Here is a 25,140-nt window from a genome sequence, read left to right on the forward strand (position 1 = left end):
AGGAGCGTTAATGCCTGATCCCACGCCGCAGCCGCTCGATCGACTGGCCGAGCGCGGGCGAGACGATGCGCCTGCGCTCGTTCTGCGCGAGCGTACGCTTACCCATGCCGAGCTGAGAAAGCGAGTGGGCCTGCTTGCAGGCTGGCTCGCGGGCCGGGTGCCGGCGGGCGCGCGTGTCGCCAGCTGGGCGGCGAAGGGGGAATTGACCTGCCTGCTGCCGCTCGCCGCGGCCCGCGCAGGCGTGGTGCACGTGCCGATCAACCCGCTGCTCAAGCGCGCGCAGGTCGCGCATATCGTTGCCGACAGCGGCGCGGTGTTGCTGATCGGGACCAGGGCACGGTTGGCCACGCTGGAGGACGCGGACCTGCCGCCAGCGTGTTCGCCGATCGACGAAGCCGATGTCTTCGCGCTGGCCGAAGCGCAGGGCGACCATGCAGGGCCATCCGCGCACGATCCGGACGCCTTGGCGGCCATCCTCTACACCAGCGGTTCGACCGGCCGGCCCAAGGGCGTCATGCTGAGCCATGCGAATATGTGGCTGGGCGCGGTCAGCGTGGCGCATTACCTCGGCATGGCGGAGGACGATGTGACGCTGGCGGTGCTCCCGCTGAGTTTCGATTACGGCCAGAGCCAGCTGCTATCGACCTGGTATGCGGGGGGCTGCGTGGTCCCGCTCGATTATCTCTTCCCGCGCGATGTGGCGAAAGCCTGCGCCCGGCATGCGGTGACGACGCTCGCTGCGGTGCCGCCCCTGTGGCTCCAACTGACCGACGTCGAATGGCCTGCGGAGGCGATCGGGAGCATGCGGCGGCTGACCAATTCCGGCGGCGCACTGACGCTCGACCTCGTGCGAGATTTGCGCGGCATGTTCCCGCAATCACAACTTTTTCCGATGTATGGCCTGACCGAGGCATTCCGTTCGACCTATCTCGATCCGGTGCTGGTTGATACCCATCCGACATCTATGGGCCGGGCCATTCCCTTCGCCGAGATACTGGTGATGGCCGACGATGGTTCGCTGGCCGGACCGGGTCAGGAAGGCGAACTGGTGCACTGCGGACCGCTGGTGGCGCAGGGGTACTGGCAGGATGCCGAGCGTACAGCCGAACGCTTCAAGCCGGCCCCGGCGATGTCCGAATATGGCGGCACGGCCGTCTGGTCGGGCGACCGGGTCTTGCGCGATGCGGACGGGCTGCTCCATTTCGTCGGACGGCGCGATGCGATGATCAAGAGCGCGGGGAACCGTATCAGTCCGCAGGAGATCGAGAGCGCTGCCGTGGCGAGCGGCCTGGTGGCCGAAGCGGTCGCGCTCGGGGTCCAGGACGAACGCCTCGGTGACGCGATCCATCTCGTCGTGCGTCCTGCCGTAGGCTCGGACGACCCCGAAAGCGGCCTTCGCAAGGCCCTGCAGAAGGAACTGCCCAATTTCATGCAACCGCACGTGATCCATTGGCGCGACACGCTGCCGCTCAATCCCAACGGCAAACTCGACCGGACCGCGATCGCCACGGAGATCGGCGCATGAAGCCGCTGGGACCCATTCCCGCGGGCTATACCGCGATCGGCGGCGAGCTGGCCATCGGCGGCAAGCCCGCCAGTCATTGGGTCGAGGCTGCGGGGCGGACCCCGCTGTTCGTCTATTCGAAGGATTTGATAACGCACCGCCTTGCCGATCTGCGCGCGGCGATGCCCGACCGGATCAAGATCAATTATGCAATCAAGGCCAACAGTTTCGCGCCGGTTCTTGACCATGTCTCGACGCTAGCGGACGGGCTCGATATCGCATCGGGCGGCGAGCTCGAAATGGTCCGGGCAATGGGTTTCGACCTGACGCGGGTGAGTTTCGCCGGGCCGGGCAAGCGCGACAGCGAACTGGAAGCGGCTATTGCCGCGGGCGTCACGCTCAACCTCGAAAGCGAGACCGAGGCCGACCGCGCGCTGGGTATCGCAGCGCGGCTCGGCAAGACGCCGCGGATGGCGATCCGCGTCAATCCCGATTTCGAACTCAAGGGATCGGGGATGAAGATGGGCGGCGGCCCCAAGCCATTCGGGATCGATGCCGAACGGGTGCCGGCACTGATCGCGCGGATCATTGCGGCAGGCTGCGAATTTCGCGGATTGCATATCTTTACCGGCAGCCAGGCACTGTCGGCCGAAGCGGTGATCGACATGCAGGCGAAAGTGCTCGATTGCGCCGATCGCCTGGCTGGCGAGGCGGGGGTCAAGCTGCCCAAGCTCAACATGGGGGGCGGCTTCGGCATTCCCTATTTTTCGGGTGACGAGCCGCTGGACATAGCTGCCGTAGGGGCCGCGCTGCACGACCGCTTCGCGCACCTGCCCGAGACGCTGGCCGATGCTGAACTCTTTCTTGAACTCGGCCGCTATCTTGTTGGCGAAGCTGGGGTTTATCTCACACGTATCGTCGATCGCAAGGACAGCTACGGCGAAACCTATCTGATTACCGATGGCGGCCTGCATCACCAGCTGGCGGCATCGGGCAATTTCGGCACGGTGGTCCGGCGCAATTATCCGGTGGCGATCGCCAGCCGCTTTGCCGCCGAACCGGAAGAAACCGCGAATGTGGTCGGCTGCCTGTGCACCCCGCTCGACCGGCTTGCGGACAAGGCGCATCTGCCCCGCGCCGAGGTGGGCGATCTGGTCGCGGTGTTCTGCGCGGGGGCCTATGGCGCCAGCGCGTCACCCAGCGCTTTCCTCGGACAGGGGCCGGCGGCCGAAATGCTGGTGTGAACGTGGCGGGGTAAGGCCCACGAATCCTGCGGTTTCTGCGGTTCCCGGGCGCTATGGCTAACTGTATGTTCACCTTTCTTGGGCAATAGTCTTCCCAAACAGGGGCCAACGGGCGCAATCGGCGTCCGAAACGGCCGTGGACAGATGCCGGGATAGATACATGCGTTTGAACCGACCAAGCTTGCTTTTTGCCGGATGCGCCGCACCCATGCTGATGCTGGCGGGCTGTGCCGGCGGCGGCAACACCGAGCTTCCCCCCGCGACTTTCGTCGCCATGCAGGAAGGCCCGGGCGAGGAATATGTGATCGGTCCGCTCGACCAGCTGACCATCCATGTCTGGCGCAATCCCGAACTGGGTGCGGAAAAGATCCAGGTGCGCCCCGATGGCCGCATCACCATCCCGCTGGTCAAGGACATGCCGGCGGTGGGCAAGACGCCATCGATGCTCGAGGAGGATATCCGCCTCCAGCTCAGCCAGTATATCGAGGATCCGCTGGTCTCGGTCATCGTCAACGAATTTGCCGGGACCTTCAGCCAGCAGATCCGCATTGTCGGCGCCACGGCGCAACCGGCCTCGCTGCCCTACCGCGCGAACATGACCGTGCTCGACGCGATGATCGCGGTCGGCGGCCTGTCCGAGTTCGCCGCCGGCAATCGCGCCAAGCTGATCCGTTTCGACAAGCAGCTCGGCCGCCAGCGCGAATATGCGCTGCGCCTGACCGATCTGCTCAAGCGGGGCGACAGCAAGGCCAATGTGCTGCTGCAACCGGGTGATGTGATCATCATCCCCGAAAGCACCTTCTAGGGGACTGCGGGGGCATGCAGGAAGTCGTCGAAGAACTTCGCAGCGCGCTGCATACGGTGTGGAACCGCCGCTGGCTCGCGCTCGCGGTGGCCTGGGCCGTGTGCATCCTCGGCTGGCTGGCGGTTGCGTTCATCCCCAACAGCTATGAAAGCCGGGCGCGGATCTATGTCGAGCTCGAGGATGTCCTGTCCGAGCAGCTGGAGATTTCCGGCGACGGCAAGCAGGCGATCACCAAGGTCCGCCAGACGCTGGTCAGCGCGGTCAATCTCGAGCGCGTGGTACGCAGCACCAAGCTGGGCGAAAAGGTCGCCACCGACAATGAGATGCAGAGCGCGGTGCAGAGCCTGACCGAGAACATCGTGGTCGAGAGCGAGCAGGACAATCTGTTCACGATCACTGCGACGGTCGGCAAGTCGAGCCTGAGCGATGCCGAGAACGCAGCGTTGGCGAAAGACGTGGTCCAGAAGCTGATCGATATCTTCCGCGAATCGAACATTGCGGGCAACCGCGGCGATGTCGCCGATACGATCGCGTTTCTCGACCAGCAGCTCGACGACCGCAAGGCCGAGCTCGAAGCTGCCGAACAGCGGCGCCTGGCCTTCGAGGCGGAACATCCAGACCTGATCGGCGGCACTGGCACCGTGACCGGTCGCCTGCAGACGATGCGCACCGAAATGCGCGGGATCGATGCCGATATCGCCGCGGCGCAAAGCGCGCTGGCGGCCATCAACGGCCAGATCGCCAGCACGCCGCGCAGCATCGTGACCGCCGGGGGCGGGGGCGCACGCGGGGCGTTGATGCAGGCGCAATCGAACCTCTCGGCTATGCGTGCGCGCGGCCTGACCGACAGCCATCCCGACGTGCAGGCGCAGCAGCGCCAGATCGCCTCGCTGCGCGAACAGGCAGCCAGCGAACCGGCGGGTTCGGGCGGTTCGCCCAACCCGGCCTACACTTCGCTGATGTCGATCCGCGCCGAACGCCAGGCCAATGTGCAGGCGCTGCAGGCCCGCAAGGCGGCGGTGCAATCGGACATTTCCGCGCTGATCGCCGCGCAGGCCAACGAGCCTGCCGTGGCGGCCGAAGCCAATCGCATCAGCCGCGACTACGAAGTGCTGAAGGACAAGTATGACGACCTGCTCAACGACCGCGAGGAAATGCGGCTGCGCGGACAGGTCGAAACCGAACGCAGCGCATTCCAGTTCGAGGTGATCGACCCGCCCACCGCGCCGCGCAATCCCGCGGCTCCCAACCGGCCGCTGCTGCTGCTGGGCGTGCTGATCGTCGGCCTCGGCGCGGGCGCGGGGGCCGCATTCGTCCTCGGCCAGCTCCGTTCGAGCTTCACCACCGCGGACAAGCTCGAGCGCTCGCTCGACCTGCCGGTGATCGGGACGATTTCGCGTTCGGTCACCGAAGCGGCGCGCAAGCACCAGAAACTCCGTCTGAAGCAATTCTTCGCCGGTGTCGGTGCGCTGGGAGCGGTGTGCTTCCTGCTGCTGGTCGTCGAAATCGTCCAGGTCGGATCGGTGGCCTGAGGGAACATGGCAGTGAACAAACCCACGCAGATAGAGCCGTCGAACGATGACGATGGCAAGCCCAAGCGGGCATCGCTTCTCGAACGCGCCAGCGGCACCTTCGGCTTCGACCGGCTGATTCCCGCCGCGGTTCCGGCCAAGCTCGACAGCGACAAGGCGAAGAAGTTCGCCCCGCGGCGGACCATCGAGGTGACGCCGACTCCCGCGCCGGCACCCGTACCGCAGCGCCGCGCGAGCGATGCGCATACGTCCACCGTTCCCGAGCCGGCGGTTGTGGAACCCGACCGCCCGGTGGTCGCCTTTACCGGTCCGAAACGCGAAATCGTGCGCGCCATGTTGCGCGAGCAGGGCCTGATCGATCCCGATGGCGGGGCATCGACGCTGCTCGAGGAATTCCGCATCGTGAAGCGCCAGGTGCTGGCCACCACCAAGACCGAGGGCAGCCAGCTGGCGCGCCGCGTGCTGGTCTGTTCGCCGCACCCCAACGAGGGCAAGACCTTCTGTGCGCTCAATCTCGCCATCGCGCTGGCGGGCGAACGCGACATGGAAGTGCTGCTGGTGGATGCCGATTTCGGCAATCCGTCGGTCATGGAGAAACTCGGCCTGCAGGAATCCGCGGGCTTTATGGACGTGCTGTCCGACCCTGCTGCGCAGGTCGCGGATTTCGTCGTCGGTACCGATATTCCCGGGCTGTTCGTCCTGCCTGCAGGCAAGCGCACCGGACGTGACAGCGAATATCTTTCGAGCGAACGCACCCGCGATGTGCTCGACCAGCTCACGCGCGGCGCGCGCAACCGGATCATCGTGTTTGACAGCCCGCCGGCACTCGCCGCGACGCCGGCTGCCGAGCTTGCCAAGCAGGTGGGCCAGGCATTGCTGGTCGCCCGCGCCGATCTAACCGGGCGCGCGGCTCTGGAAGATGCGGTCGACCTGCTTTCGGCCTGTCCCGACATCAAGCTGCTGCTCAACGATGCGACCTTCAGCCCCAGCGGGCGCAGGTTCGGAACCTATTACGGATATGGCGAGTAAGCCCATGATCTACCGAATGAAAACACCCTATCTGGCAAGCGCCGCGACGGCTGTTGCGCTGTTTGGCGCCGCGCCGCTGCAGGCCCAGTCCTACCAGGGGGCCGACAGCGGTTCGGCGGGCAGCGCGGCCGAAGGCGTGTCCACTGGCGGCGGGCGCACCAGCATCGATCCCTATATCGAGGCCAATTCGCTGGCGAGCTGGCAGATATCGCCGGGCAGCGATGTGGTTACCTACACGCAACTTGCCGCAGGGGTCGACGCCTCGATCGCCGGGCGCAACAACGGCGGCAGCGTGTCGGTGCGTTACGAACGCAATTTCGCGCACCAGTCCAACGGCGCCGATTCGGATACGATCACCGGCGTGGCGCGCGGCTATGCCTCGATCATTCCGCGCGTCCTGACGGTGGAAGCGGGCGCGCTGGCCAGCAGCACGCGCGTGGATGCGCAGGGCCGTTCGGTGATCAATCCGATCGTCGACGATACGCTTTCGACCCAGACATACTCCGCCTATGCCGGACCCACGCTGCAGACGCGCGCGGGCGATGTCGAAGTGAACGCGAACTACCGTATCGGCTATACGCGCGTCGACAGCCCCGATTTCATCACCGCCACAGGCACCGCTGCCGACCTGTTCGACGAAAGCGTTTCGCACAGCGCCAGCGTGCGCGCGGGAACGCGGCCCGGCCAGCCGCTACCGGTCGGTCTCGGGGTCGGTGCCGGCTACTACCAGGAAGATGTCTCCAACCTCGATCAGCGCGTGCGCGATGCCTATGTCCGCGGCGACGTGACCGTTCCCGTCACGCCGACGCTGGCAATCGTCGCGGGTGCGGGCATCGAGGACGTCGAAGTGTCGAGCCGCGATGCGGTGCGCGATGCCGCGGGCAACCCGGTCATCGGCGACAATGGCCGTTTCATTACCGATGAGGCGAGCCCGCGGATCATCGCCTATGAAGCCAGCGGCCTCATCTGGGATGTCGGGGTCGTATGGTCGCCGAGCAGCCGGACGCAGCTCGAAGCGCGGTTCGGCCATCGCTATGACAGCGAAACCTTCTACGGCAGCTTCAGCTGGCGGCCGAGCAGCCGCAGCAGTTTGCAGATCGGTGTCTATGACGGCATTCAGGGATTCGGCGGCCGGCTCAACAATTCGCTCGCTGCATTGCCCACCGATTTCACCGTCTCGCGCGATCCGGTCACGGGCGAGCTGACCGGTTGCGTCAGCTCGATCGACGGCAGCGGCTGCCTCGACGGCCTGCTCGGCTCGCTCCGCTCTTCGGTCTTCCGGGGCCGCGGCGTGGTCGGCAGCTACAGCCGCCAGATCGGCCGCATGACCGCCAGCATCGGCGCGGGCTACGATCGCCGCACCTTCATCGGCGCGCCCGGCACGGTACTCGAACTGGCCGACGGCCTCGTTGATGAAAGCTATTACGTGACGGCCGGCTTGTCCGGCCCGGTCGGCCAGCGCGGCCGCTTCTCGGTCAACAGTTATGCCAACCGTTTCGAAAGCGGAACGGCGGGCGCCGAAGACGTGACCGCGATTGGCGGATCGGCCAGCTACAGCGAAGAGGTCATCCGCAATCTCTCGGCGCGCGCGGCGGTGGCGATCTCGATGCTCGACAGCGATATCGCGCCCGACAATTTCACCACTGCATCGGCCCTGCTCGGCCTGCGGTACGATTTCTGATAGGACTGCGCAGATGTACGAAGAATATTACGGTTTCAGCGAGCGTCCTTTCCAGCTCACGCCCGACCCGGCGTTCTATTACGAAAGCGTCACGCACAAGAAGGCGCTGAGCTATCTCGGGTACGGCCTCAATCAGGGCGAAGGCTTCGTCGTCATCACCGGCGAGGTCGGTTCGGGCAAGTCGACGCTGGTGGCCCATCTCAAGCAGAAGCTCGACAGCGACCGCATGACCGTGGGCGAAGTGGTGACCAGCGCGCTCGATGGCGAGGAAATGATCCATGTCGCAGCGCGCAGCTTCGGGCTCGACGCGGGCGGCGACAAGGCTGCCGACCTCGCAGCGATCGAGATGTTCCTGCACGAAGAGGCGCGCAATGGCCGCCGGGCGCTGCTGATCGTCGACGAGGCGCAGAACCTGTCGATCGGCGCGCTCGAAGAACTGCGGATGCTGTCGAACTTCCAGCTCGGTTCGCACCCGCTGCTGCAGACGCTGTTGCTCGGCCAGCCCGAGTTCAAGCAGCTGCTCGCGCATTCGGACGAGCTCGAGCAGCTCCGTCAGCGCGTCATCGCCGCACACCATCTCGAACCGATGCAGCCGGGCGAGATCGAACCCTATGTCGAGCATCGCCTGCGCCATGTCGGCTGGAACGAGCATCCCGAACTCGACGGGAGCATGTGGGTCAAGCTGCACAAGGCGACCGGCGGTATTCCGCGCAAGATCAACCAGGTCATGACCCGGTTGCTGCTGCTCGGGTCGGTCGAAGAAAAGTCCCGGCTCGATGTCGAGATGCTCGACACGGTGGTCGAGGAGATGTCCGGCGATGCGGCACCGGCCGAAGACCATGTCGCGAAGCCGCGGCCCGACCGCGATGGCCGCGCGCTTGAAGCGATCGCCCGAGCCAGGCAGGAAGCGCGGCAGGCCGAAGCCACCGCGGCGACAGGCGGCGCGAAGGATGGCAAGCCTGCGACGGATGCGGGCACCGGTGCGGATCCGCAGCAGACCGGCTTGCTTGATCACCAGATTCAGGCGATCGAAGCTGCCTTCGCCGAACGCGACAAGCATCTGCGCGCCATGCGCGAGGAAGTGGACAAGCTCGCCAAGGCGCCTACGGCAGGCGAAGCATCTTCTGACACCGGCGAGCGCCTGTCGGCCATTGAGGCGCGCCTCGACGAGCAGGAACGCTCGCTGCGCCATGTGCTCGCGATGATGATCGACTATTTCGAATCGCAAGGTTCGCGCGCCGCAGCGTGATGCCGGGGAGGGTGCGTTGAACGAGATTACCGTCGTCAACGGCCTGTCGGTCGATGTGGAAGACTGGTTCCAGGTCGGCGCGTTCGAGAACACCATCGCGCGCAGCGACTGGGACGCGCTCGAACTGCGCGTGGGCGACAATGTCGCGCGCATCCTCGACCTGTTCGATGAAGCCGGGGTCAAGGCGACCTTCTTCACGCTGGGGTGGGTCGCCGAACGCAACCCCGCCGCAATGCGCGCCATCGTCGATCGCGGGCACGAACTTGCCAGCCATGGCTATGACCACACGCGCGTGTTCACGTTTAGCCGTGATGAATTCGCCGCCGACCTCATGCGCGCCCGCGCTATTCTGGAGGATGCGGGCGGGCAGGCGATCACCGGATACCGGGCGCCGAGCTTCTCGATCGATTCGCGCAATGCATGGGCGCATGACGTGCTGGCGGAACACGGCTATGCCTATTCGTCATCGGTCGCGCCGGTGGTCCACGACCATTATGGCTGGCCCGAGGCGCCGCGTTTTGCCTTCGCGCCGGTTTCCGGAAGCGATCTCGTCGAAATCCCGGTGACGACCGCAATGCTGCGCGGGAAACGTCTGGCGGCGGGCGGCGGCGGCTTTTTCCGTGTCCTGCCCTATGGATTCAGCCGCTGGGCGATCCGGCAGGTGAACCGCGAAGGACACCCCGCGGTGTTCTATTTCCACCCGTGGGAAATCGATCCCGGGCAACCGCGCGTAGCGGGCGCGCCGCTGCGATCGCGACTGCGCCACTATACCAATCTGTCCAAAATGGCGGGCAAGCTGTCCGGCCTGCTGGGCGATTTCGAATGGGGGCGGATGGACGCGCTGGCCGCGCGCGAACAGGCGCGGAGCTTGGACTGGGCGGCATGAACGCGCCGATGGTGCACACTCCCGTCATACGCGAGGCAGACCTTGCCGATCGGGGCGAAGCGGAAGCGATCGAGGCATTCGTCGCGGCGAATGAGGGGGAGGTCTTCCATCGTCCGTTGTGGCTGCAGGCCATCGCGCACGGCACGGGCAACAGCGTGCGCGGCCTGATCGCCGAACGCGGAGGCCGTCTGGCGGGCTGGCTTCCACTCAGCGACGTGCATTCGCCGCTGTTCGGCCGCGCGCTCGTTTCCAGTGGCTTCGGGGTCGGTGGCGGCGTGCTGGCAGCGCGGGACGACGATGCACGACGCTTGTGCCGCGCGGCAGAGGAACTGGCCGGCCGCCTTTGCGCGGCCAGCGTCGAACTGCGCGGGGGAAGCGCGCCGGCGGACTGGACCACGATAAGCGGCAAGCACGCCAATTTCGCCGCCGAGCTCGCGGCCGATGACGAGACGCAGCTGCTGGCCATCCCGCGCAAGGCGCGCGCCGAGGTACGCAAGGGCCTCAAGCACGATCTGACGGTTACCACCGGCACCGCCGAGACCGACCGCGCCGCGCATTTTGCGGTCTATGCACAGAGCGTCCGCAACCTCGGCACGCCCGTGTTTCCGCGGACACTGTTCGATGCCGTGCTCGACCGGTTTGGCGACGACGCCGATATCCTTACCGTCCGTCAGGGGGAACTTCCCGTGGCCAGTGTGCTCTCGCTCTATCACCGGGAAACAGTGATGCCCTTCTGGGGCGGCGGCACATGGAGCGCGCGCGGACTGAGGGCAAACGAGCGCATGTATTACGAACTGATGACCCACGCCCGGCGGCGGGGGTGCACGAGGTTCGATTTCGGTCGCTCGAAAACCGGCAGCGGGCCCTATGCGTTCAAGAAGAACTGGGGCTTTACGCCCGCGCCGCTGACCTATCACGAATGGTCGCCGCCGGGCACCGCGCCGCGCAATATCGATCCGACCGATGCCGGCTATTCGGCGAAGATCGCGCTGTGGAAGCGGCTCCCTTTGCCGGTGGCGAACCGCCTGGGGCCATGGATCGCCCGCGGGCTCGGCTAGCATGGGCGAAACACTGTTCCTGGCGCACCGCGTGCCGTTCCCGCCCGACCGCGGGGACAAGATCCGTTCGCACCATTTGCTGCGGGCATTGGTTAAGCGCGGGCCGGTCCATGTCGGCACCTTCGGCGAGACCAAGACGGACCTTGCGCAGAAATCGGCGCTCGCCGCGCTGGCGCGCACCCATGCGCTGATCGAACGCAAAAAACCGCTGGCGCTCGCCGGGGCCGAGGCAGTGCTGAAACGCAAGCCGGTCAGCCTCACCGCATTCGACGATGCCGCGATGCACCGCTATGTCGCCAAGACGCTGGGCAATCACCGGATCGAGACGATCTTCGTCTTTTCGGGACAGATGGCCCAATATGTGCCCGACAGCTTCACCGGACGGGTGATCGTCGACCTCTGCGATGTCGATAGCGCGAAGTTCGAAGCCTATGCCGATGCCGGGCGGCGCGTCTGGCTCAACCGGCGCGAGGGCCGGCTGCTCGCGCGCGAAGAGGAACGCATTGCCGCGCGCGCCGACCGGGTGCTGCTCATCAGCGGGCACGAGGTGGAACTGTTCACGTCGCGGCTGGTCGATCCCGGTGCAGCCACATGCCTGGCCCTTGGCAACGGGATCGACGCGCAGATATTCGATCCGCAAACCGTCGCCCGGCAGCAGGATCTCGACGAGGGCGAGGATCCGCAGCTCGTGTTCACCGGGCAGATGGACTACGCTCCCAATGTCGCGGCGGCCCAGTGGCTGATCGATAACGTCATGCCCGATCTGCGCCGTGTCTACAGCCGTGCGCGGTTGCATGTCGTCGGCCGCGCCCCGGTGCCCGCGCTGACCAGACGGCATGGCGAAAACGGCGTCCGGGTCTGGGGCGAAGTTCCCGACGTGCGACCCTTCCTCAAATCGGCCGACCTCGTCGTCGCGCCGCTGCTGATCGCGCGGGGGGTGCAGAACAAGGTGCTCGAGGCGATGGCAATGGCGCGCCCGGTGGTGCTGACGCCGGGAGCCGCGACCGGCATAGAGGCACGGGACGGATGCCATTTCGCAATTGCTCCTGCCGAGGGCGCGGCGATGCTCGCCCGGATCACGGGGCTGCTGGGCGATCCGCCCCGGGCCGAGGCGATGGGACAGGCGGCCCGCAAGTTCGTGATCGACGAGATGAGCTGGGAAAGCGTGGAACGGGCATTGAGCGAAATCCTGGCCTGCGCGGGCGCGCCGCACGATGCTCCGTAGTCCGGCCGCAACTGCCACGCGCAGGGGCGCGTTCGCCATACCCGGGGCCATGCTGGCGCTCGCCGCGCTCGTGCTGGTGGCGCTGACATTCGCGGAATGGCGCGCGATGGCGCATCAGTGGTGGAACATCGACACCTACAGCCATATCCTGCTGGTTCCGCCGATCATTGCGTGGCTCGGGTGGATCCGGCGCGACGAACTGGCGCGGGCCGGGCTGCGGGGCTGGTGGCCCGGGCTCGCATGGCTGGTGCTGGGCCTCGCCGTCTGGTTCGTGGGCCGCGAGATCGCGATCAACACCATCGCGCAGGGCGGGGCGGTGATGGCATTGCAAGGCGCCGTGCTGGCGCTGTGGGGCCTGCGCGCCGGGCTCGTGCTGGCCTTTCCGCTTGCCTATGCCTTCGTGCTGGTGCCGTTCGGCGACGAGATCATTCCCCCGTTGCAGATGGTCACTGCGGAAATCGCCACCGCGCTGACCCGGTGGAGCGGTATCGAAACGGTGGCGAGCGGCATTCTCATCGATACGCCCGCGGGCTTGTTCATCGTTGCCGAGGAATGCTCGGGCGTGAAGTTCCTCGTCGCCATGCTCGCATTGGGGCTGCTGGTCGCGCATACCTGTTTTGCCAGTTGGAACCGCAGGGCGTGGTTCCTGATCGCCTGTGTCGTCGTTCCGATCATCGCCAATGGCATCCGCGCCTGGGCGACGATCTTCCTTGCGCAATATGTCGGCGCCGAAGCCGCTGGCGGGTTCGACCATATCGTCTACGGCTGGTTCTTCTTCGCGCTGGTGCTGGCGCTGGTGCTGGGTGTGGCCTGGCGCTGGTTCGAGCGCGAACCCGAAGAGGCTGGCTGGACCGCCGCCGGGATCGCCGCGCTGCCGCATGTCGCGCGGTGGGAAGGGCCGGGCGCAGACCGCAATCTCGTCCTTGCCGCGATCCTGCTTGCCGCAGGATCCTTTGCCGTCGCCGCGCGGCTGGTCTAGGCAGCCCCGCATGTGCGGCATCGCGGGGATTTTCCATTACGAAACGGTCAAGCCGGTCGATCCCAGGCGGGTCGAACGGATGGCCGATGCGCTTGCTCATCGCGGACCCGACGGCAGCGGCGTATGGACCGCGCCCGGAGTGGGGCTGGGACATCGCCGGCTGTCGGTCATCGACCTCGAAGGTTCGCCGCAGCCGATGCATTCCGCCGACGGGCGCGCGGTTATCGTCTTCAATGGCGAGATCTACAATTACCGCGAACTGCGGCGCGAACTGATCCAGGACGGCGCGCAGTTCCATACCGATGGCGATACCGAGGTCATTCTTGCCGCTTGGCGGAAATGGGGCCCCGATTGCCTCCACCGCCTCGAGGGAATGTTCGTCTTCGCGCTCTATGACTGCGACCGGCGCCAGCTGTTCCTCGCGCGCGACCGGCTGGGGGTCAAACCACTTTATCTCGCGCGGCTCGAAGGCGGTGCACTGGCCTTCGCGAGCGAGCTCAAGGGCCTGCTTGCCCATCCGCTGCTGCGCCGCACGATCGATCCGCTGGCGATCGAGGATTACATGACCTGGGGCTATGTCCCCGATCACCGCAGCGTCCTGAAAGGCGTCGAAAAGCTCGCTGCGGGCCATTTCCTGCTGCTCGAACATGGGCGTACGCCGGAGCCTCAGCGGCAGTGGTGGGACGTGTCCTTCGCCGAGCGTGAAAAGGGCGGCACGCGCGACCTGTCGGCGCAGCTGCTGCACCGCATGCGCGAAGGCGTGGGCAGCCGGATGGTCGCCGACGTGCCGTTGGGGGCATTCCTGTCGGGCGGTGTCGACAGCTCGTCGGTCGTCGCGCTGATGAGCGAGGCCAGCAAAAGCCCCGTGACCACCTGCTCGATCGGTTTCGATGTCGAAAGCGTGGATGAGACCCGATACGCGCGGCAGGTGGCCGAGCTGTTCGCCACCGATCACCACGAACGCATCGTATCGGCCGACCAGTTCGATGCGATCGACAGCATCGCGGCAATCTTCGACGAACCCTTCGCCGACGCCAGCGCGCTGCCGAGCTTGCGCGTATGCCAGCTGGCGCGGGAGCATGTCACCGTGGCACTGTCGGGCGACGGGGCCGACGAGGCGTTTGCCGGGTACCGCCGGCAGATGTTCCATGCGCGCGAGGAACAGGCACGCTCGGTTCTGCCCCGCACCTTGCGCCAGCCGCTGTTCGGTTCGCTGGGGAAGGTGTGGCCCAAGGCCGACTGGGCCCCGCGACCGCTGCGCGCCAAATCCACTTTGCTGGCGCTTTCGGCGGGGGGCGAGGCCGGCTACGCGCGCGCGCTCGCCATTCTGGCGCCGGAGCAGCGCAAGGCGCTGTATGGTGATACCATGCTCCGCGAACGCGGGGAGTACCGCGCCGAACAGCCGTTCGAGGAAACGATGCGCGATGCTCCCGCGCGCAGCGGGCTCGACCGGGCGCAATATGCCGATCTCAAGTTCTGGTTGCCGGGCGACATCCTGACCAAGACCGATCGGACAAGCATGGCGGCGGGACTGGAGGCGCGCGAGCCGCTGCTCGATCACCGCTTGATCGAGTTCGCGGCGCGGCTGCCGCAGCGCCAGCGCCTGCGCGGCACCACTGGCAAATGGCTGCTGAAGCACACGATGGAACGCTATCTGCCCGAAGACATCCTCTATCGCCGCAAACAGGGCTTCGTGACCCCGCTGGCGGAGTGGTTCCGCGGTCCGCTGGCGGGCGAGGCGAGGGCGGTCGCCGCGAGCGAACTGCTTACCGGGAGCGGATGGTTCGCCCGCAAGGCGCTGTCACGCCTCGCGGACGACCATATTTCCGGACGCAGCGACCATGGCCGGGTGCTGTGGCAGCTGTTGATGCTGGAGCGATCGCTCCGCCATCTCGCCCCCAGCGCCTAGCGCGCGTCGACCAGCACGACTTCGGCGTCGTCGAGCGCCTCGACCACGATTTCGCTCTCGCCGGTCACGGCAATCCCGTCGCGCGGCTGCGCTTCCCGGCCATTGACCGTGACCCGACCCTTGGGCGCGACCAGATACTGGTGGCGTTCGCCCGAAGTGTTCCAGACCGCGCTCTGGCCTTTCGCCAGCGTCGCCGCGGCGACCTTCGCATCCGTCCGGATCGGCAGCGCATCATCCGCTTCGGCATCGCCGCTTGCGAGCACTTCGAAGCCGCCTTCGCGCGTGGCCTTGGGAAACTCGCGCTGGCCCCAGCCGGGCTGCTCACCCTGCCGATCGGGAATGATCCAGATCTGGAACAGCGTCGTCGCTTCGTCCTCGCGATTCATCTCGGCATGGGTGATGCCGGTGCCTGCGCTCATCACCTGCACATCGCCCGCGGCGGTGCGGCCTTCATTGCCGAGGCTGTCGCGGTGCGTGATCGCCCCGCTGCGCACGAAGGTGACGATTTCCATGTTGCGGTGCGGGTGCGGGGGAAAGCCGCTCTGCGCCGCGATGGTGTCGTCGTTCCATACGCGGATGCTGCCCCAGCCCATCCGGTCGGGGTCGTGGTAATTGGCGAAGCTGAAGTGGTGCCGCGCGTCGAGCCAGCCGTGGTCGGCGTGGCCAAGCGTGGCGAAGGGTCGGATATCGATCATGGTTCAGTCTCACATCGGCGGGGTGTTGACGCCGGTATGCGGGCGATGTGGGGGCGGCGCGAAAGCCGTCAAGAAACACCCATGTTACTGCCCGGTGCCGGAGGTCAGGCTGCCCCGTGGCCGCGCGCCATGTAATCCGCGCTCTGCATTTCCTTGAGGCGGCTGACCGTGCGCTCGAACTCGAACGCGCCGTCGCCGGCGGTGTAGAGGTCCTCGGGTTCGGCCGCCGCGGTGACGAACAGCTTGACGCCGTTCTCGTAGAGTGCGTCGATCAGCTTGGTGAAGCGGATCGCCTCGTTGCGGTTGTCGGGTGACATGGCGGGGACGCCGACCACGATCACGGTGTGATAGGCATGCGCGATCGCGAGATAGTCCGCCGCTCCGCGGTTCTCGCCGCACAACCGCTTGAAGCTGAACACGCCCACGCCCTTGAGGCTCTTGGGCACGTGGATCGTCCGCCCGCCGCCCAGGTCCAGTTCGGCGCTGGGAACGTGTTCGGCATCCTCGGGCGCGTAATCGGTGAGGCGGAAAAAGGCCTCGCGCACCTGCGCGGTCGCCTCCTCGCCCAAGGGGGCGTGCCACGTCGCGATATCGCCCAGCCGGTCGAGCCGGTAATCGGTCGGACCGTTGAGCGGCAGCACGTCCATTTCGGCTTCGACGAGATCGATGAACGGGAGGAACAGCGAGCGGTTGAGCCCGTCCTTGTAGAGATCGCGCGGCGGGCGGTTGCTGGTGGTGACCACGGTCACGCCCTCGTCGCGGATCAGCGCGGTGAACAGCCGCGCCATGATCGCCGCGTCGGCGGTGTTGTTCACCACCATCTCGTCGAAGGCGAGGCAGCGCACATCGGCCGCGATATCGCGCGCGACCTTGCCGGTCGGATCGCCGGGATCGCTGGTCCGCCGTTCGCGCATGCGCCGGTCGACCTCGAGCATGAACTCGTGGAAATGCGCGCGGCGTTTCTCGGCGATCCCCAGCGTCTCGACGAACAGGTCCATCAGCATCGACTTGCCGCGCCCGACGCCGCCCCACATGTAGACGCCCTCGGGCCGCGCCTTCTTCGGCTTGAACAGCTGTGCGAGCAGCCCGCCCGAGCTATCTGCCTCGAGGTCCTTCTGCAGCCGGTCGAGCCGCTGGGCGGCACGGCGCTGGTCGGGATCGGCCTGCAATTCGCCCGCCGAGACGAGCCGCTCGTAGCGGGCGAGCATTCCGGTCACGCGGCGGCGCGGGGCTTGATCTTCTTGACGATGCCCGAGAAGCTGGCGACCGCGTGGTCTTCCTGGACCACCGTGCCGCGCACGAACACCATGCTGCCCGTCTCGCGGACGATCTCGCACACCGCGTCGAGCGGCATGTCGGGCTTGCCGCCGCCTACGAACTGGGTCGACAGCTCGACCGTCACCGAGGGTCCGGCATTGCCGCTGCCGATATTGTGCATGGTGGTGAACAGCGAAATGTCGATCAGCGACAGCGTCACCGCGCCGTGGATGATGCCCTGCAGGTTCTGGTGGCGCCGTTCGGGGAACATGCGCAGCCGCGCCTTCCCGTCATCGTCCACCCGGGTGATGAGCTTGCCCATCACCGCGCCGTTGAACAGCGTTTCGTCCTTCAGGTTCCAGTGCCGCCAGCCGGGGTTTTCCGGGTCGGGGCCATGGTCGAACACCTCGTCGCGCAGAGCCATCAGATCGCGCGTTCGGCGATCATCTTCTTGGTTTCGGCGATTGCCTTGGCGGGGCTCAGGCCCTTGGGGCAGACATTCGCGCAGTTCATGATCGTGTGGCAGCGATAGAGGCGGAAGGGGTCTTCCAGCTGGTCGAGCCGTTCACCGGTCATCTCGTCGCGGCTGTCGGCGAGCCAGCGATAGGCCTGCAGCAGGATCGCCGGGCCGAGGAACTTGTCCGAATTCCACCAATAGCTGGGGCAGGCGGTCGAGCAGCAGGCACACAGGATGCACTCGTAGAGCCCGTCGAGCTTCTCGCGCTGTTCGGGCGACTGCAGCCGTTCCTTGCCGCTGGGCGTGGTCGAGACGGTCTGTAGCCAAGGACGGATGCTGGCGTATTGCGCATAGAAATGCGTGAAATCGGGCACGAGGTCCTTGATCACGTCCATGCTCGGCAGCGGGGTGATGCGGATTTCGCCCTTGAGGTCCTCGATCGCGGTGGTGCAGGCGAGACCGTTTTTGCCGTTGAGGTTCATCGAGCACGAACCGCAGATCCCTTCGCGGCACGACCGGCGGAAGGTCAGCGTCGGGTCGATCTCGTTCTTGATCTTGAACAGGGCATCGAGGACCATCGGGCCGCAATCGTCGAGGTCGAGCTCGAAGGTGTCGTAGCGCGGATTCTCACCGCTGTCGGGATCGTAGCGATAGACCTTGAACTTGCGGATGCGCGCGCCGCCTTCAGCCTTGTGAGTGCGGCTCTTGCCGGTGATCTTCGAATTCTTGGGAAGGGTGAAGGTCGCCATTACGCTGTCAGTCCTGTTGCTTTGCGAAACCCATCTAGCGGTTCGGGCGCTTGGTGCAAGGCCATGTATGACGCAAATCCTGCAACGGGTGTCCTACAACATGGACCGGGTGTTACACGGTCCAGGGCGAAAACACTTTCTCGCGCCAAAAGCCCGGTAATCGGGTGAATTCGAGGGAACCACGAGCGGTTGCCGGAGGTCTAGATCGGTATGATGATTGTAGGAAACCCCTTTCGGCGTGCCGCGATCTTCGGCGCCAGCGGCGGTATCGGCGCCGCACTGGCCACGAGGCTGGCGGAAAGCGGCGTCGAGGTATGGGCAGGAAGCCGTTCGGGCACGGCAGCCGACCCCGCCCTGCGCGCCTTTCGCTTCGATCTGTCCGACGAAGCCTCGATCGCCGCTGCCGCTGGCGCGATGGCCGACGCGCCCCCCGATCTGGTGGTGGTCGCGAGCGGTGTGCTGACACTGGCCGATGGCTCGGGCCCCGAACGCAGCTACAAGCAGATCGACGGCGCGGCGATGGACGAGGTGTTCCGGCTCAACACCATCGGCCCCGCGCTGGTGGCCAAGCACGTGCTGCCCCTCTTGCCGCGCGACCGCCGCAGCGTCTTCGCCGCGCTGTCGGCGCGGGTCGGATCGATCGGCGACAACCGCATCGGCGGGTGGCACAGCTACCGTGCCAGCAAGGCTGCGCTCAACATGCTGCTCAAGAATTTTGCGATCGAGCTGGGCCGGACGCACAAGCAGGCGATCGTGGCAGGCCTGCATCCGGGCACGGTGGATTCGGCGCTGTCCGAACCCTTCCAGGCCAATCTGCCCGCGGGCCAGCTGACCCGGCCCGCCGATGCGGCGGACAACCTGCTGAATGTCATCGACGGGCTGACGGTGGCGGACAGCGGCGGCGTGTTCGACTGGAAGGGCGAAGCCGTTCCGGCCTAGGCGGCCAACGCGCCCGCCCGCCCGGTTTCGGCACGCTCGAGATTGAAGGCGAGCAATTCGCCATAGCGCTGGCCTGCCAGACCCTTGCGGCCGCTGCGCTGCGGCATCAGCACCCCGGGCTTGGCATTGCCTTCGACCACCATCGGCCCGTCGGGCGTGAACGCGATATCCCAGCCGATAAGGGTATAATCGGGGAACGCCGCGGCATGCGCGCGGCAGGCGAGCGCCACGGCCTTTTCCCAATCGGGCAGCTGCAGATCGCCAAAGGCCGCACCGCTGACCGGATGGCATTCGTAATCGCCGCCGCCATAGCCCTTGCAGGCGGTACCCGCGCGCCCGGTTTCGAAATCGACCGGCATGATCAGCCCGCCCGCCTTCATGTTATCGATCACCGGGCCGCGCAGCGAAGCCACGCGAAGCACGGTGCTGACCAGTTCGGATTCTCCGGTCTCATTGCGCATCGTGGTGAGCCGCGCAGTCGCCAGCGCATCCATCGCATAGTCCGCCAGCGCTGCGTGGTTGCCCAGTGCGCGCTGGATCACCCACACTTGCCGGTCATCGACATAGGGCGCGATCGCCTGGGCGAAGGCGGCCTGGTCGGTGATATCGGACACGGCATGGGGGAGCAGCGCGACACCGCGGCCGCCTTCGCCATGGGTAGGCTTGGCAATCAGCGGGTGTCCGCGGGCGGGGCGAAAATCGCGCAATCCGCGATCGTAGACCGCGTGCACGGCGGGGTGGGGCAGGCCGTGCGCGGCGCAGCGGCGATAGAACGCCGCCTTGTCGACCAGCACGCAGGCGCGGCTCCATCCCTGCGAGTTGATGATCTTGTTGAAACCCGCATCCTCGAACCGCCGGATATAGTGATCGAGCTCCTCGGGCCGCTCGATCCGGAACAGCGCAATGTCGTTGGGATCGACGAAGCGTTCGCGCGCGATTGCCAGCGCCTGCCGTTCCCACTGCGCATCCATGCCGTACTTGCGCGCGACAGCGCAGGTTCGTGATGGCAGCCATGCAGCAAAGCCCCGCGCAATGCCCCGGTCGAGCATTGCGCGCGCCGGTGACCGGCTGCGGCGGCGGCGCTCGTAATGCGCAGCGAAGGCCGGGGCGCTGGCGGCTTCGGCCCCGCCGGGGAACAGCGCGAACGCCTTCTTGGCGTAATAGGCGAGTTCGGCGGGGTGCATGGCGGGTCAGACTTCGATGGTTTCGCCGCCGACATCCTCGGGCATCATCGCCAGGTCGAACGGCACCCGTTCTGCCGTGATCACTCCCTGCCGGTCCATGCTGTAGGCCGCGATATGCTCGATCAGCTGGGCATGCGTCAGCCCGGCCAGTTGCGCCGCGCCCGAGACGGTCTTCTTCGACCACAGGTTGCACGACAGATTGACTTCCATGAACAGCACTTCCCCGGTCGTCGGAGTATAGCGGAACTCGAAACGTCCGTAATCGAACGGCCACAGTTCGGGCAGCATGGCGCGTGTGTATTCGCGGATCTTGCGCGTCATGACCGGGTTTTTCATCGCCACCAGCCGTTCCTTTGGACCTTCGGACAGCCCGCGCTTTTCCTCGTAGGAGCGAAAATTGCCTTCATCGCCCGGCATTTCGAAGCGCATGGTCGACAGCAGGATCGGTTCGGCTCCGCCAAGGACGGGGACCACCACGTCATAGGCACCCTCGTAGCGTTCGACGATCACGTCATGCCCCTCGGCATGCAGCTTGGCGATGTCGTTCTTGGCGGTTTCCCAGTCGGTCGGCATGCTGACTCCCCAGCTGGCGGAAGACGCATTGGGTTTGACCACCAGCCGTTCGAAAGCGAAGTCGGGATAGGGGATCCACTGGCATCCCCGGCGCGCGATCAGCCACGGTGCCACCGGCACGCCGCGCGCCACTGCCACGGTCTTCATCAGATGCTTGTCATCCGACAGGCCGCGCAGGATCGGGGAGGCACCGAGCGCGGGCAGGCCGATGCGCTGCGCAAGCAGCGGGCCGAGCATCTCGCTCATCGGATAGCCAGCCCGGTTGAGCAGTGTGAACAGGTAGTCGTGATCGGTCGGACCGAACAGTGCCGTGAAGTCGCTCGCGGGGGTCACGTCGAGGCCGATGGCGCGCAGCGTCGTCAGCACTTCATGGTGATAGACCGCATGGTTGCCGTCCTCGCCATGCAGCGATCCGCCGGATTCGGCGTGCTTTGCCAGAAACAGGACGCGCAGCCGCTCCTTGTCGGCGGCGGGGATGCGGAACAGGTCGATCTTGTTGCTCATGCGCCGCGCTTTAGGCGCAGGCCCGGGGCCGGTCACGAATTTTGTGCTTGCCGGATTATCGTTAAGCGATAGCCTTACGGCAGGAAAAGCGGCTGAGGAGCGCGCGATGGGGTTGAAGCGCTGGTACGATGCGCATGTGATGCCGCGGCTCATTACGCGCGCCTGCGGCCAGCCGGGGATCGAAGACCGCCGCCGTGCCATCGTCCCGCTCGCCCGCGGCAGGGTGTTCGAACTGGGCTGCGGCGGCGGATTGAACCAGGCGCTTTACGATCACGACAGGGTTACCGCCTTTTCCGGGATCGATCCGCATGGAAAATTGCTCGCCCGGGCGCGCCAGCGCGCCGAAGCGCGCGGATGGCCGGTCGATATCCGCCAGGGCGCGGGGGAAGACATCCCGTTTCCCGATGGCTCGTTCGATACGGTGGTGTGCACCTATACGCTATGCTCGGTCGATGATCCGGCGCGGGTCATGGCCGAAATGCGCCGCGTGCTGGCCCCGGGCGGCCGGCTGCTGTTCCTCGAACACGGCCGCGCGCCCGATGCGGGCGTGGCGCTGTGGCAGGAGCGGCTCGAACCACTGTGGAAACCGCTGGCGGGTGGCTGCAATCTGACGCGCCCCGTGGGGGCGGCGCTGCGCGGTGCCGGTTTCGCGGTCGAACCGCTGGGCCAGGCCTATCTCGACAAGGCGCCGCGCGTGCTGGGGTGGATGGAATGGGGCGTGGCGCGCAAGGCCTGAGGGCCGGCAAGCGCAGCGGCTCGCCGACCCTCGAGGTCCTTATTCGTCGCCGAAAGTCCGCTGCCACCAGCCCCGCTTGGGCTTGGGGGCTTCAGCTGCCGGGGCCGGCTGTTCCGTAGCTTCGGGCGCAGGCGCCGGAGCAGGGGCGGACTGGGGCGCCGGTTCCGCGGGGGCCTCGGCGGCCGGTTCCACCGCGGCATCGGCGGCAGGTTCGGCTTCCGCCTTCTTCCTGCGCGGAGCCCGCTTCTTGGGCGCGGGCTTGGCTTCGGCCTCGGCCTCGCTTTCGCCCGTTTCCGGATCACCGGCTTCGGCATTTGCCTTCTTCTTGCGCGGGGCCCGCTTTTTCGGCGCGGGCTTGGCTTCGGCCTCGGCCTCGCCGGTCGCCGGATCAGCCGCTTCGGTGTCGGCCTTCTTCTTGCGCGGTGCCCGCTTCCTGGGCTTGGGTTTTTCTTCCTCTTCCGCGGCGGCTTCGGCCGTTTCGGGGGAATCGCTCGGACCGGCGACGACTGCCATGTCGTCGACCACGGCTTCCGACACCTGTTCGAGGTTCTGCGCGTCTTCGGCGTTCACCTCGTCAGCGTTCCGGCCACGGCCGCGTCCACCCCGACGGCGTCCACCCCGACGGCGGCGCTTCTTGCCACTGTCGTCTCCGTCGTCCCCATCGTCATTGTCATTGTCCGATGAGGCGTCGTCATTGCCGTCGCCGCCATTGTCATCGTCATTGTCGTCCCGGTAGTCATCCTGCGAACGGTTCTTGTTGCGACCACGGCCGCCCCGCCGCCGACGACGCTTCTTCCGCGGACGATCATCGTCGTTCTCGCCGTCGCCGTCGTTTTCGGCAGTTTCCTCGGCGGTTTCTTCCTCGTCGTCGTCCTCGTCCTGCTCATGGACGATCGGATCGAAACGCGGCGCGTCCTTCGGCTTGGGACCGTGGCTCGACACCACCATCTTGGCGCCTTCGTCCTCGCCCTCGGGCACGACTTCGACGGTCACGTGGTAGCGCTGTTCGATCTCCATCAGATCGGCGCGCTTCTCGTTGAGGAGATAGACCGCGGCTTCGGTGCTGGCGGCCAGGCGAATGACCGATCCCTTGCCCTTGGCAGCCTCGTCCTCGATCAGGCGCAGCGCCGAAAGACCCGCGCTCGATGCGGTGCGGACCAGCCCGGTGCCATCGCAGTGCGGGCATTCGCGCGTGGTCGCCTCGAGCACGCCGGTGCGCAGGCGCTGGCGGCTCATTTCCATCAGGCCGAAGCTGGAAATCCGGCCGACCTGGATCCGCGCGCGATCGTTCTTGAGCGCATCCTTCATCGCGCGTTCGACCTTGCGCGTGTTCGAATGGTGCTCCTGGTCGATGAAGTCGATGACCACGAGCCCGGCCATGTCGCGCAGCCGCAGCTGGCGAGCGATTTCACGCGCGGCTTCCAGATTGGTGTGCAGCGCGGTCTGCTCGATATTGTGCTCCTTGGTGGAGCGGCCCGAGTTGATGTCGATCGAAACCAGCGCTTCGGTCGGGTTGATGACTAGATAGCCGCCAGACTTGAGCTGGACCATCGGGTCGTACATCGCCTTGAGCTGATCCTCGGCGCCATAGCGCTGGAACATCGGCACCGGGTCGGAATATTGCTTCACGCGCCGGGCGTGGCTGGGCATCAGCAGTTTCATGAACTGCTTGGCCAGCTTGTAGCCTTCCTCGCCCTCGACGACGACTTCCTCGATCTCGCGATTGTAGATGTCGCGGATCGCGCGCTTGATCAAATCGCTGTCCGAATGGATCAGCGCGGGCGCGCTGGAGGACAGCGTGCGTTCGCGGATTTCGTCCCACAGCCGTGCGAGATAGTCGAAATCGCGCTTGATCTCGGTCTTGGTGCGGCTGAGCCCGGCGGTGCGCACGATCAGGCCCATGGCGCGCGGTAGGCTCAGCGAGCTGACGACCTGCTTGAGCCGCTTGCGGTCCGATGCGCTGGAAATCTTGCGCGAAATGCCGCCGCCGTGGCTGCTGTTGGGCATCAACACGGTGTAGCGACCGGCCAGGCTGAGATAAGTGGTGAGCGCGGCGCCCTTGTTGCCGCGTTCCTCCTTGACGACCTGGACTAGCAGCACCTGGCGGCGCTGGATGACGTCCTGGATCTTGTAGCGGCGGCGCAGCGCCATGCGCTTGGCACGCGCTTCGTCGACTTCCTTGGTCCGCGCGCGGCCCTTGCCGTTCTGGCGGCGGCCACGCGGGCGGCGACCACGGCCGCGTCCGCGCGACTTGTCGTCGTCATCGTCCGAACCCTCGTCATCCGAATCGTCGTCGTCCTCATTGCCGTCGAGATGGCCTTCCTCGATCGTGGCGACATCGTCCTTGTCGGAGGTATCGACTTCCTCGAGCCCGTCTTCGGCGAGGTCTTCGGCGAGCGCTTCGGAGCTTTCGTCGTCGGCGTCGTATTCGTCGCCGGGCATTTCGCCGCGGTCTTCTTCCTCTTCACGCAGCCGCGCTTCTTCCTCGGCAGCTTCGGCCTCGGCTTCGAGCAGCGCTTCGCGATCTTCCTTGGGGATCTGGTAGTAGTCGGGGTGGATCTCGCTGAAGGCGAGGAAGCCGTGGCGGTTGCCACCGAAATCCACGAAGGCCGCCTGCAGCGACGGTTCGACCCGTGTAACCTTGGCTAGGTAGATATTGCCTTTGATCTGCTTGTGATCGGCAGATTCGAAATCGAATTCTTCAATCCGGTTGCCCTTGAGCACCGCCACCCGGGTTTCTTCCTGGTGGCGCGCATCGATAAGCATGCGCGTTGCCATGTATCTGTCTCCAGCCGCGTCGGGGCAGGGATGACCCTGCAAAAGCGCGGCGATTTATGTTGGAAAATCCGCGGCCCTCCTGGGGCATCGCGGTGTTTGCGAACCGGCCGCGCCCTGCTGGTGCAGGAGGCCGGGTATTCGTGACTGCGGGAGTGGCCGCGCGCTGT

The 25,140-nt window shown here is 66.2% G+C and carries 21 protein-coding genes; 14 read left to right on the forward strand and 7 right to left on the reverse strand.

Annotation, left to right across the window (positions count from 1 at the left end; all coding sequences use genetic code 11):
• Nucleotides 1-10 precede the first annotated feature (10 nt).
• The 12 genes from GRI55_RS07760 to GRI55_RS07815 all read left to right on the forward strand — a co-directional run bounded on the left by GRI55_RS07760 (nt 11) and on the right by GRI55_RS07815 (nt 15,101).
• Nucleotides 11-1,525, forward strand: coding sequence for an acyl-CoA ligase (AMP-forming), exosortase A system-associated (locus GRI55_RS07760; RefSeq protein WP_160766742.1), 1,515 nt, complete (start codon nt 11-13; stop codon nt 1,523-1,525).
• Nucleotides 1,522-2,748, forward strand: a complete 1,227-nt coding sequence (locus GRI55_RS07765; protein ID WP_160766743.1) for a pyridoxal-dependent decarboxylase, exosortase A system-associated — start codon at nt 1,522-1,524, stop codon at nt 2,746-2,748. The genes GRI55_RS07760 and GRI55_RS07765 overlap by 4 nt, the downstream gene beginning before the upstream one ends.
• Nucleotides 2,749-2,908: 160 nt before the next feature.
• A complete protein-coding gene (locus GRI55_RS07770) occupies nt 2,909-3,553 on the forward strand; it encodes an XrtA/PEP-CTERM system exopolysaccharide export protein (RefSeq protein WP_063506499.1) in 645 nt (214 codons plus the stop codon).
• A gap of 14 nt (nt 3,554-3,567) precedes the next feature.
• Nucleotides 3,568-5,085, forward strand: coding sequence for an XrtA system polysaccharide chain length determinant (locus tag GRI55_RS07775; protein WP_050601198.1), 1,518 nt, complete (start codon nt 3,568-3,570; stop codon nt 5,083-5,085).
• A 6-nt stretch (nt 5,086-5,091) separates the two neighbouring features.
• Nucleotides 5,092-6,114 (forward strand): P-loop NTPase family protein, encoded by a 1,023-nt coding sequence (locus tag GRI55_RS07780; RefSeq protein ID WP_160766744.1) that lies wholly within the window; start codon nt 5,092-5,094, stop codon nt 6,112-6,114.
• A 16-nt stretch (nt 6,115-6,130) separates the two neighbouring features.
• Nucleotides 6,131-7,795, forward strand: a complete 1,665-nt coding sequence (locus GRI55_RS07785; protein WP_160766745.1) for a preprotein translocase subunit YajC — start codon at nt 6,131-6,133, stop codon at nt 7,793-7,795.
• Nucleotides 7,796-7,808: 13 nt separating this feature from the next.
• Nucleotides 7,809-9,044 carry an AAA family ATPase gene (locus GRI55_RS07790; RefSeq protein ID WP_160766746.1) on the forward strand — a complete coding sequence of 412 codons (1,236 nt, stop codon included), beginning with the start codon at nt 7,809-7,811 and terminating at the stop codon, nt 9,042-9,044.
• Between the two features lie 16 nt (nt 9,045-9,060).
• Entirely contained in the window at nt 9,061-9,930 is an 870-nt protein-coding gene (locus GRI55_RS07795; RefSeq protein ID WP_202392405.1) for an XrtA system polysaccharide deacetylase, read from the forward strand.
• Complete coding sequence (locus tag GRI55_RS07800) at nt 9,927-10,988, forward strand: FemAB family XrtA/PEP-CTERM system-associated protein (RefSeq protein ID WP_160766747.1); 1,062 nt, start codon at nt 9,927-9,929, stop codon at nt 10,986-10,988. Before GRI55_RS07795 ends, GRI55_RS07800 begins: the two co-directional genes overlap by 4 nt.
• Before the next feature lies 1 nt (nt 10,989).
• Entirely contained in the window at nt 10,990-12,213 is a 1,224-nt protein-coding gene (locus GRI55_RS07805) for a TIGR03087 family PEP-CTERM/XrtA system glycosyltransferase (protein WP_160766748.1), read from the forward strand.
• The gene (gene xrtA, locus GRI55_RS07810) at nt 12,203-13,192 is read left to right on the forward strand and encodes an exosortase A (protein ID WP_160766749.1); all 990 of its coding nucleotides are present in this window, start codon (nt 12,203-12,205) and stop codon (nt 13,190-13,192) included. Before GRI55_RS07805 ends, xrtA begins: the two co-directional genes overlap by 11 nt.
• 10 nt (nt 13,193-13,202) lie before the next feature.
• Nucleotides 13,203-15,101: an XrtA/PEP-CTERM system amidotransferase gene (locus GRI55_RS07815; RefSeq protein WP_160766750.1), complete on the forward strand. Its 1,899-nt coding sequence runs from the start codon at nt 13,203-13,205 to the stop codon at nt 15,099-15,101.
• On the opposite strand, the gene GRI55_RS07820 is transcribed toward GRI55_RS07815, so the two are convergent.
• The 4 genes from GRI55_RS07820 to GRI55_RS07835 form a co-directional block, all read right to left on the reverse strand.
• On the reverse strand, nt 15,098-15,796 hold the full coding sequence (locus GRI55_RS07820) for a pirin family protein (protein WP_160766751.1): 699 nt from the start codon (nt 15,794-15,796) through the stop codon (nt 15,098-15,100). The genes GRI55_RS07815 and GRI55_RS07820 overlap by 4 nt on opposite strands.
• A 104-nt stretch (nt 15,797-15,900) precedes the next feature.
• Nucleotides 15,901-17,013 (reverse strand): cell division protein ZapE, encoded by a 1,113-nt coding sequence (zapE, locus tag GRI55_RS07825; protein ID WP_160766752.1) that lies wholly within the window; start codon nt 17,011-17,013, stop codon nt 15,901-15,903.
• A complete protein-coding gene (locus GRI55_RS07830; protein WP_063511146.1) occupies nt 17,010-17,477 on the reverse strand; it encodes a PaaI family thioesterase in 468 nt (155 codons plus the stop codon). Before GRI55_RS07830 ends, zapE begins: the two co-directional genes overlap by 4 nt.
• Nucleotides 17,477-18,259: a succinate dehydrogenase iron-sulfur subunit gene (locus tag GRI55_RS07835; RefSeq protein WP_050601208.1), complete on the reverse strand. Its 783-nt coding sequence runs from the start codon at nt 18,257-18,259 to the stop codon at nt 17,477-17,479. The genes GRI55_RS07830 and GRI55_RS07835 overlap by 1 nt, the downstream gene beginning before the upstream one ends.
• A 210-nt stretch (nt 18,260-18,469) precedes the next feature.
• Here GRI55_RS07835 and GRI55_RS07840 point away from each other — a divergent pair, with 210 nt between their 5' ends.
• Entirely contained in the window at nt 18,470-19,198 is a 729-nt protein-coding gene (locus GRI55_RS07840) for an SDR family NAD(P)-dependent oxidoreductase (protein ID WP_160766753.1), read from the forward strand.
• On the opposite strand, the gene GRI55_RS07845 is transcribed toward GRI55_RS07840, so the two are convergent.
• Both GRI55_RS07845 and GRI55_RS07850 read right to left on the reverse strand, forming a co-directional pair.
• On the reverse strand, nt 19,195-20,382 hold the full coding sequence (locus GRI55_RS07845) for a sugar-transfer associated ATP-grasp domain-containing protein (protein ID WP_160766754.1): 1,188 nt from the start codon (nt 20,380-20,382) through the stop codon (nt 19,195-19,197). The two genes, GRI55_RS07840 and GRI55_RS07845, sit on opposite strands and share 4 nt — an antisense overlap.
• Nucleotides 20,383-20,388: 6 nt before the next feature.
• Nucleotides 20,389-21,459: a D-alanine--D-alanine ligase family protein gene (locus GRI55_RS07850; protein ID WP_050601211.1), complete on the reverse strand. Its 1,071-nt coding sequence runs from the start codon at nt 21,457-21,459 to the stop codon at nt 20,389-20,391.
• Nucleotides 21,460-21,565: 106 nt separating this feature from the next.
• Here GRI55_RS07850 and GRI55_RS07855 point away from each other — a divergent pair, with 106 nt between their 5' ends.
• Nucleotides 21,566-22,195, forward strand: coding sequence for a class I SAM-dependent methyltransferase (locus GRI55_RS07855; protein ID WP_050601212.1), 630 nt, complete (start codon nt 21,566-21,568; stop codon nt 22,193-22,195).
• Between the two features lie 39 nt (nt 22,196-22,234).
• On the opposite strand, the gene GRI55_RS07860 is transcribed toward GRI55_RS07855, so the two are convergent.
• Nucleotides 22,235-24,973, reverse strand: coding sequence for an Rne/Rng family ribonuclease (locus GRI55_RS07860; RefSeq protein ID WP_160766755.1), 2,739 nt, complete (start codon nt 24,971-24,973; stop codon nt 22,235-22,237).
• Nucleotides 24,974-25,140 lie beyond the last annotated feature (167 nt).

The organism is Qipengyuania citrea, assembly GCF_009828015.1.
GTDB classification, from domain to species: domain Bacteria; phylum Pseudomonadota; class Alphaproteobacteria; order Sphingomonadales; family Sphingomonadaceae; genus Qipengyuania; species Qipengyuania citrea.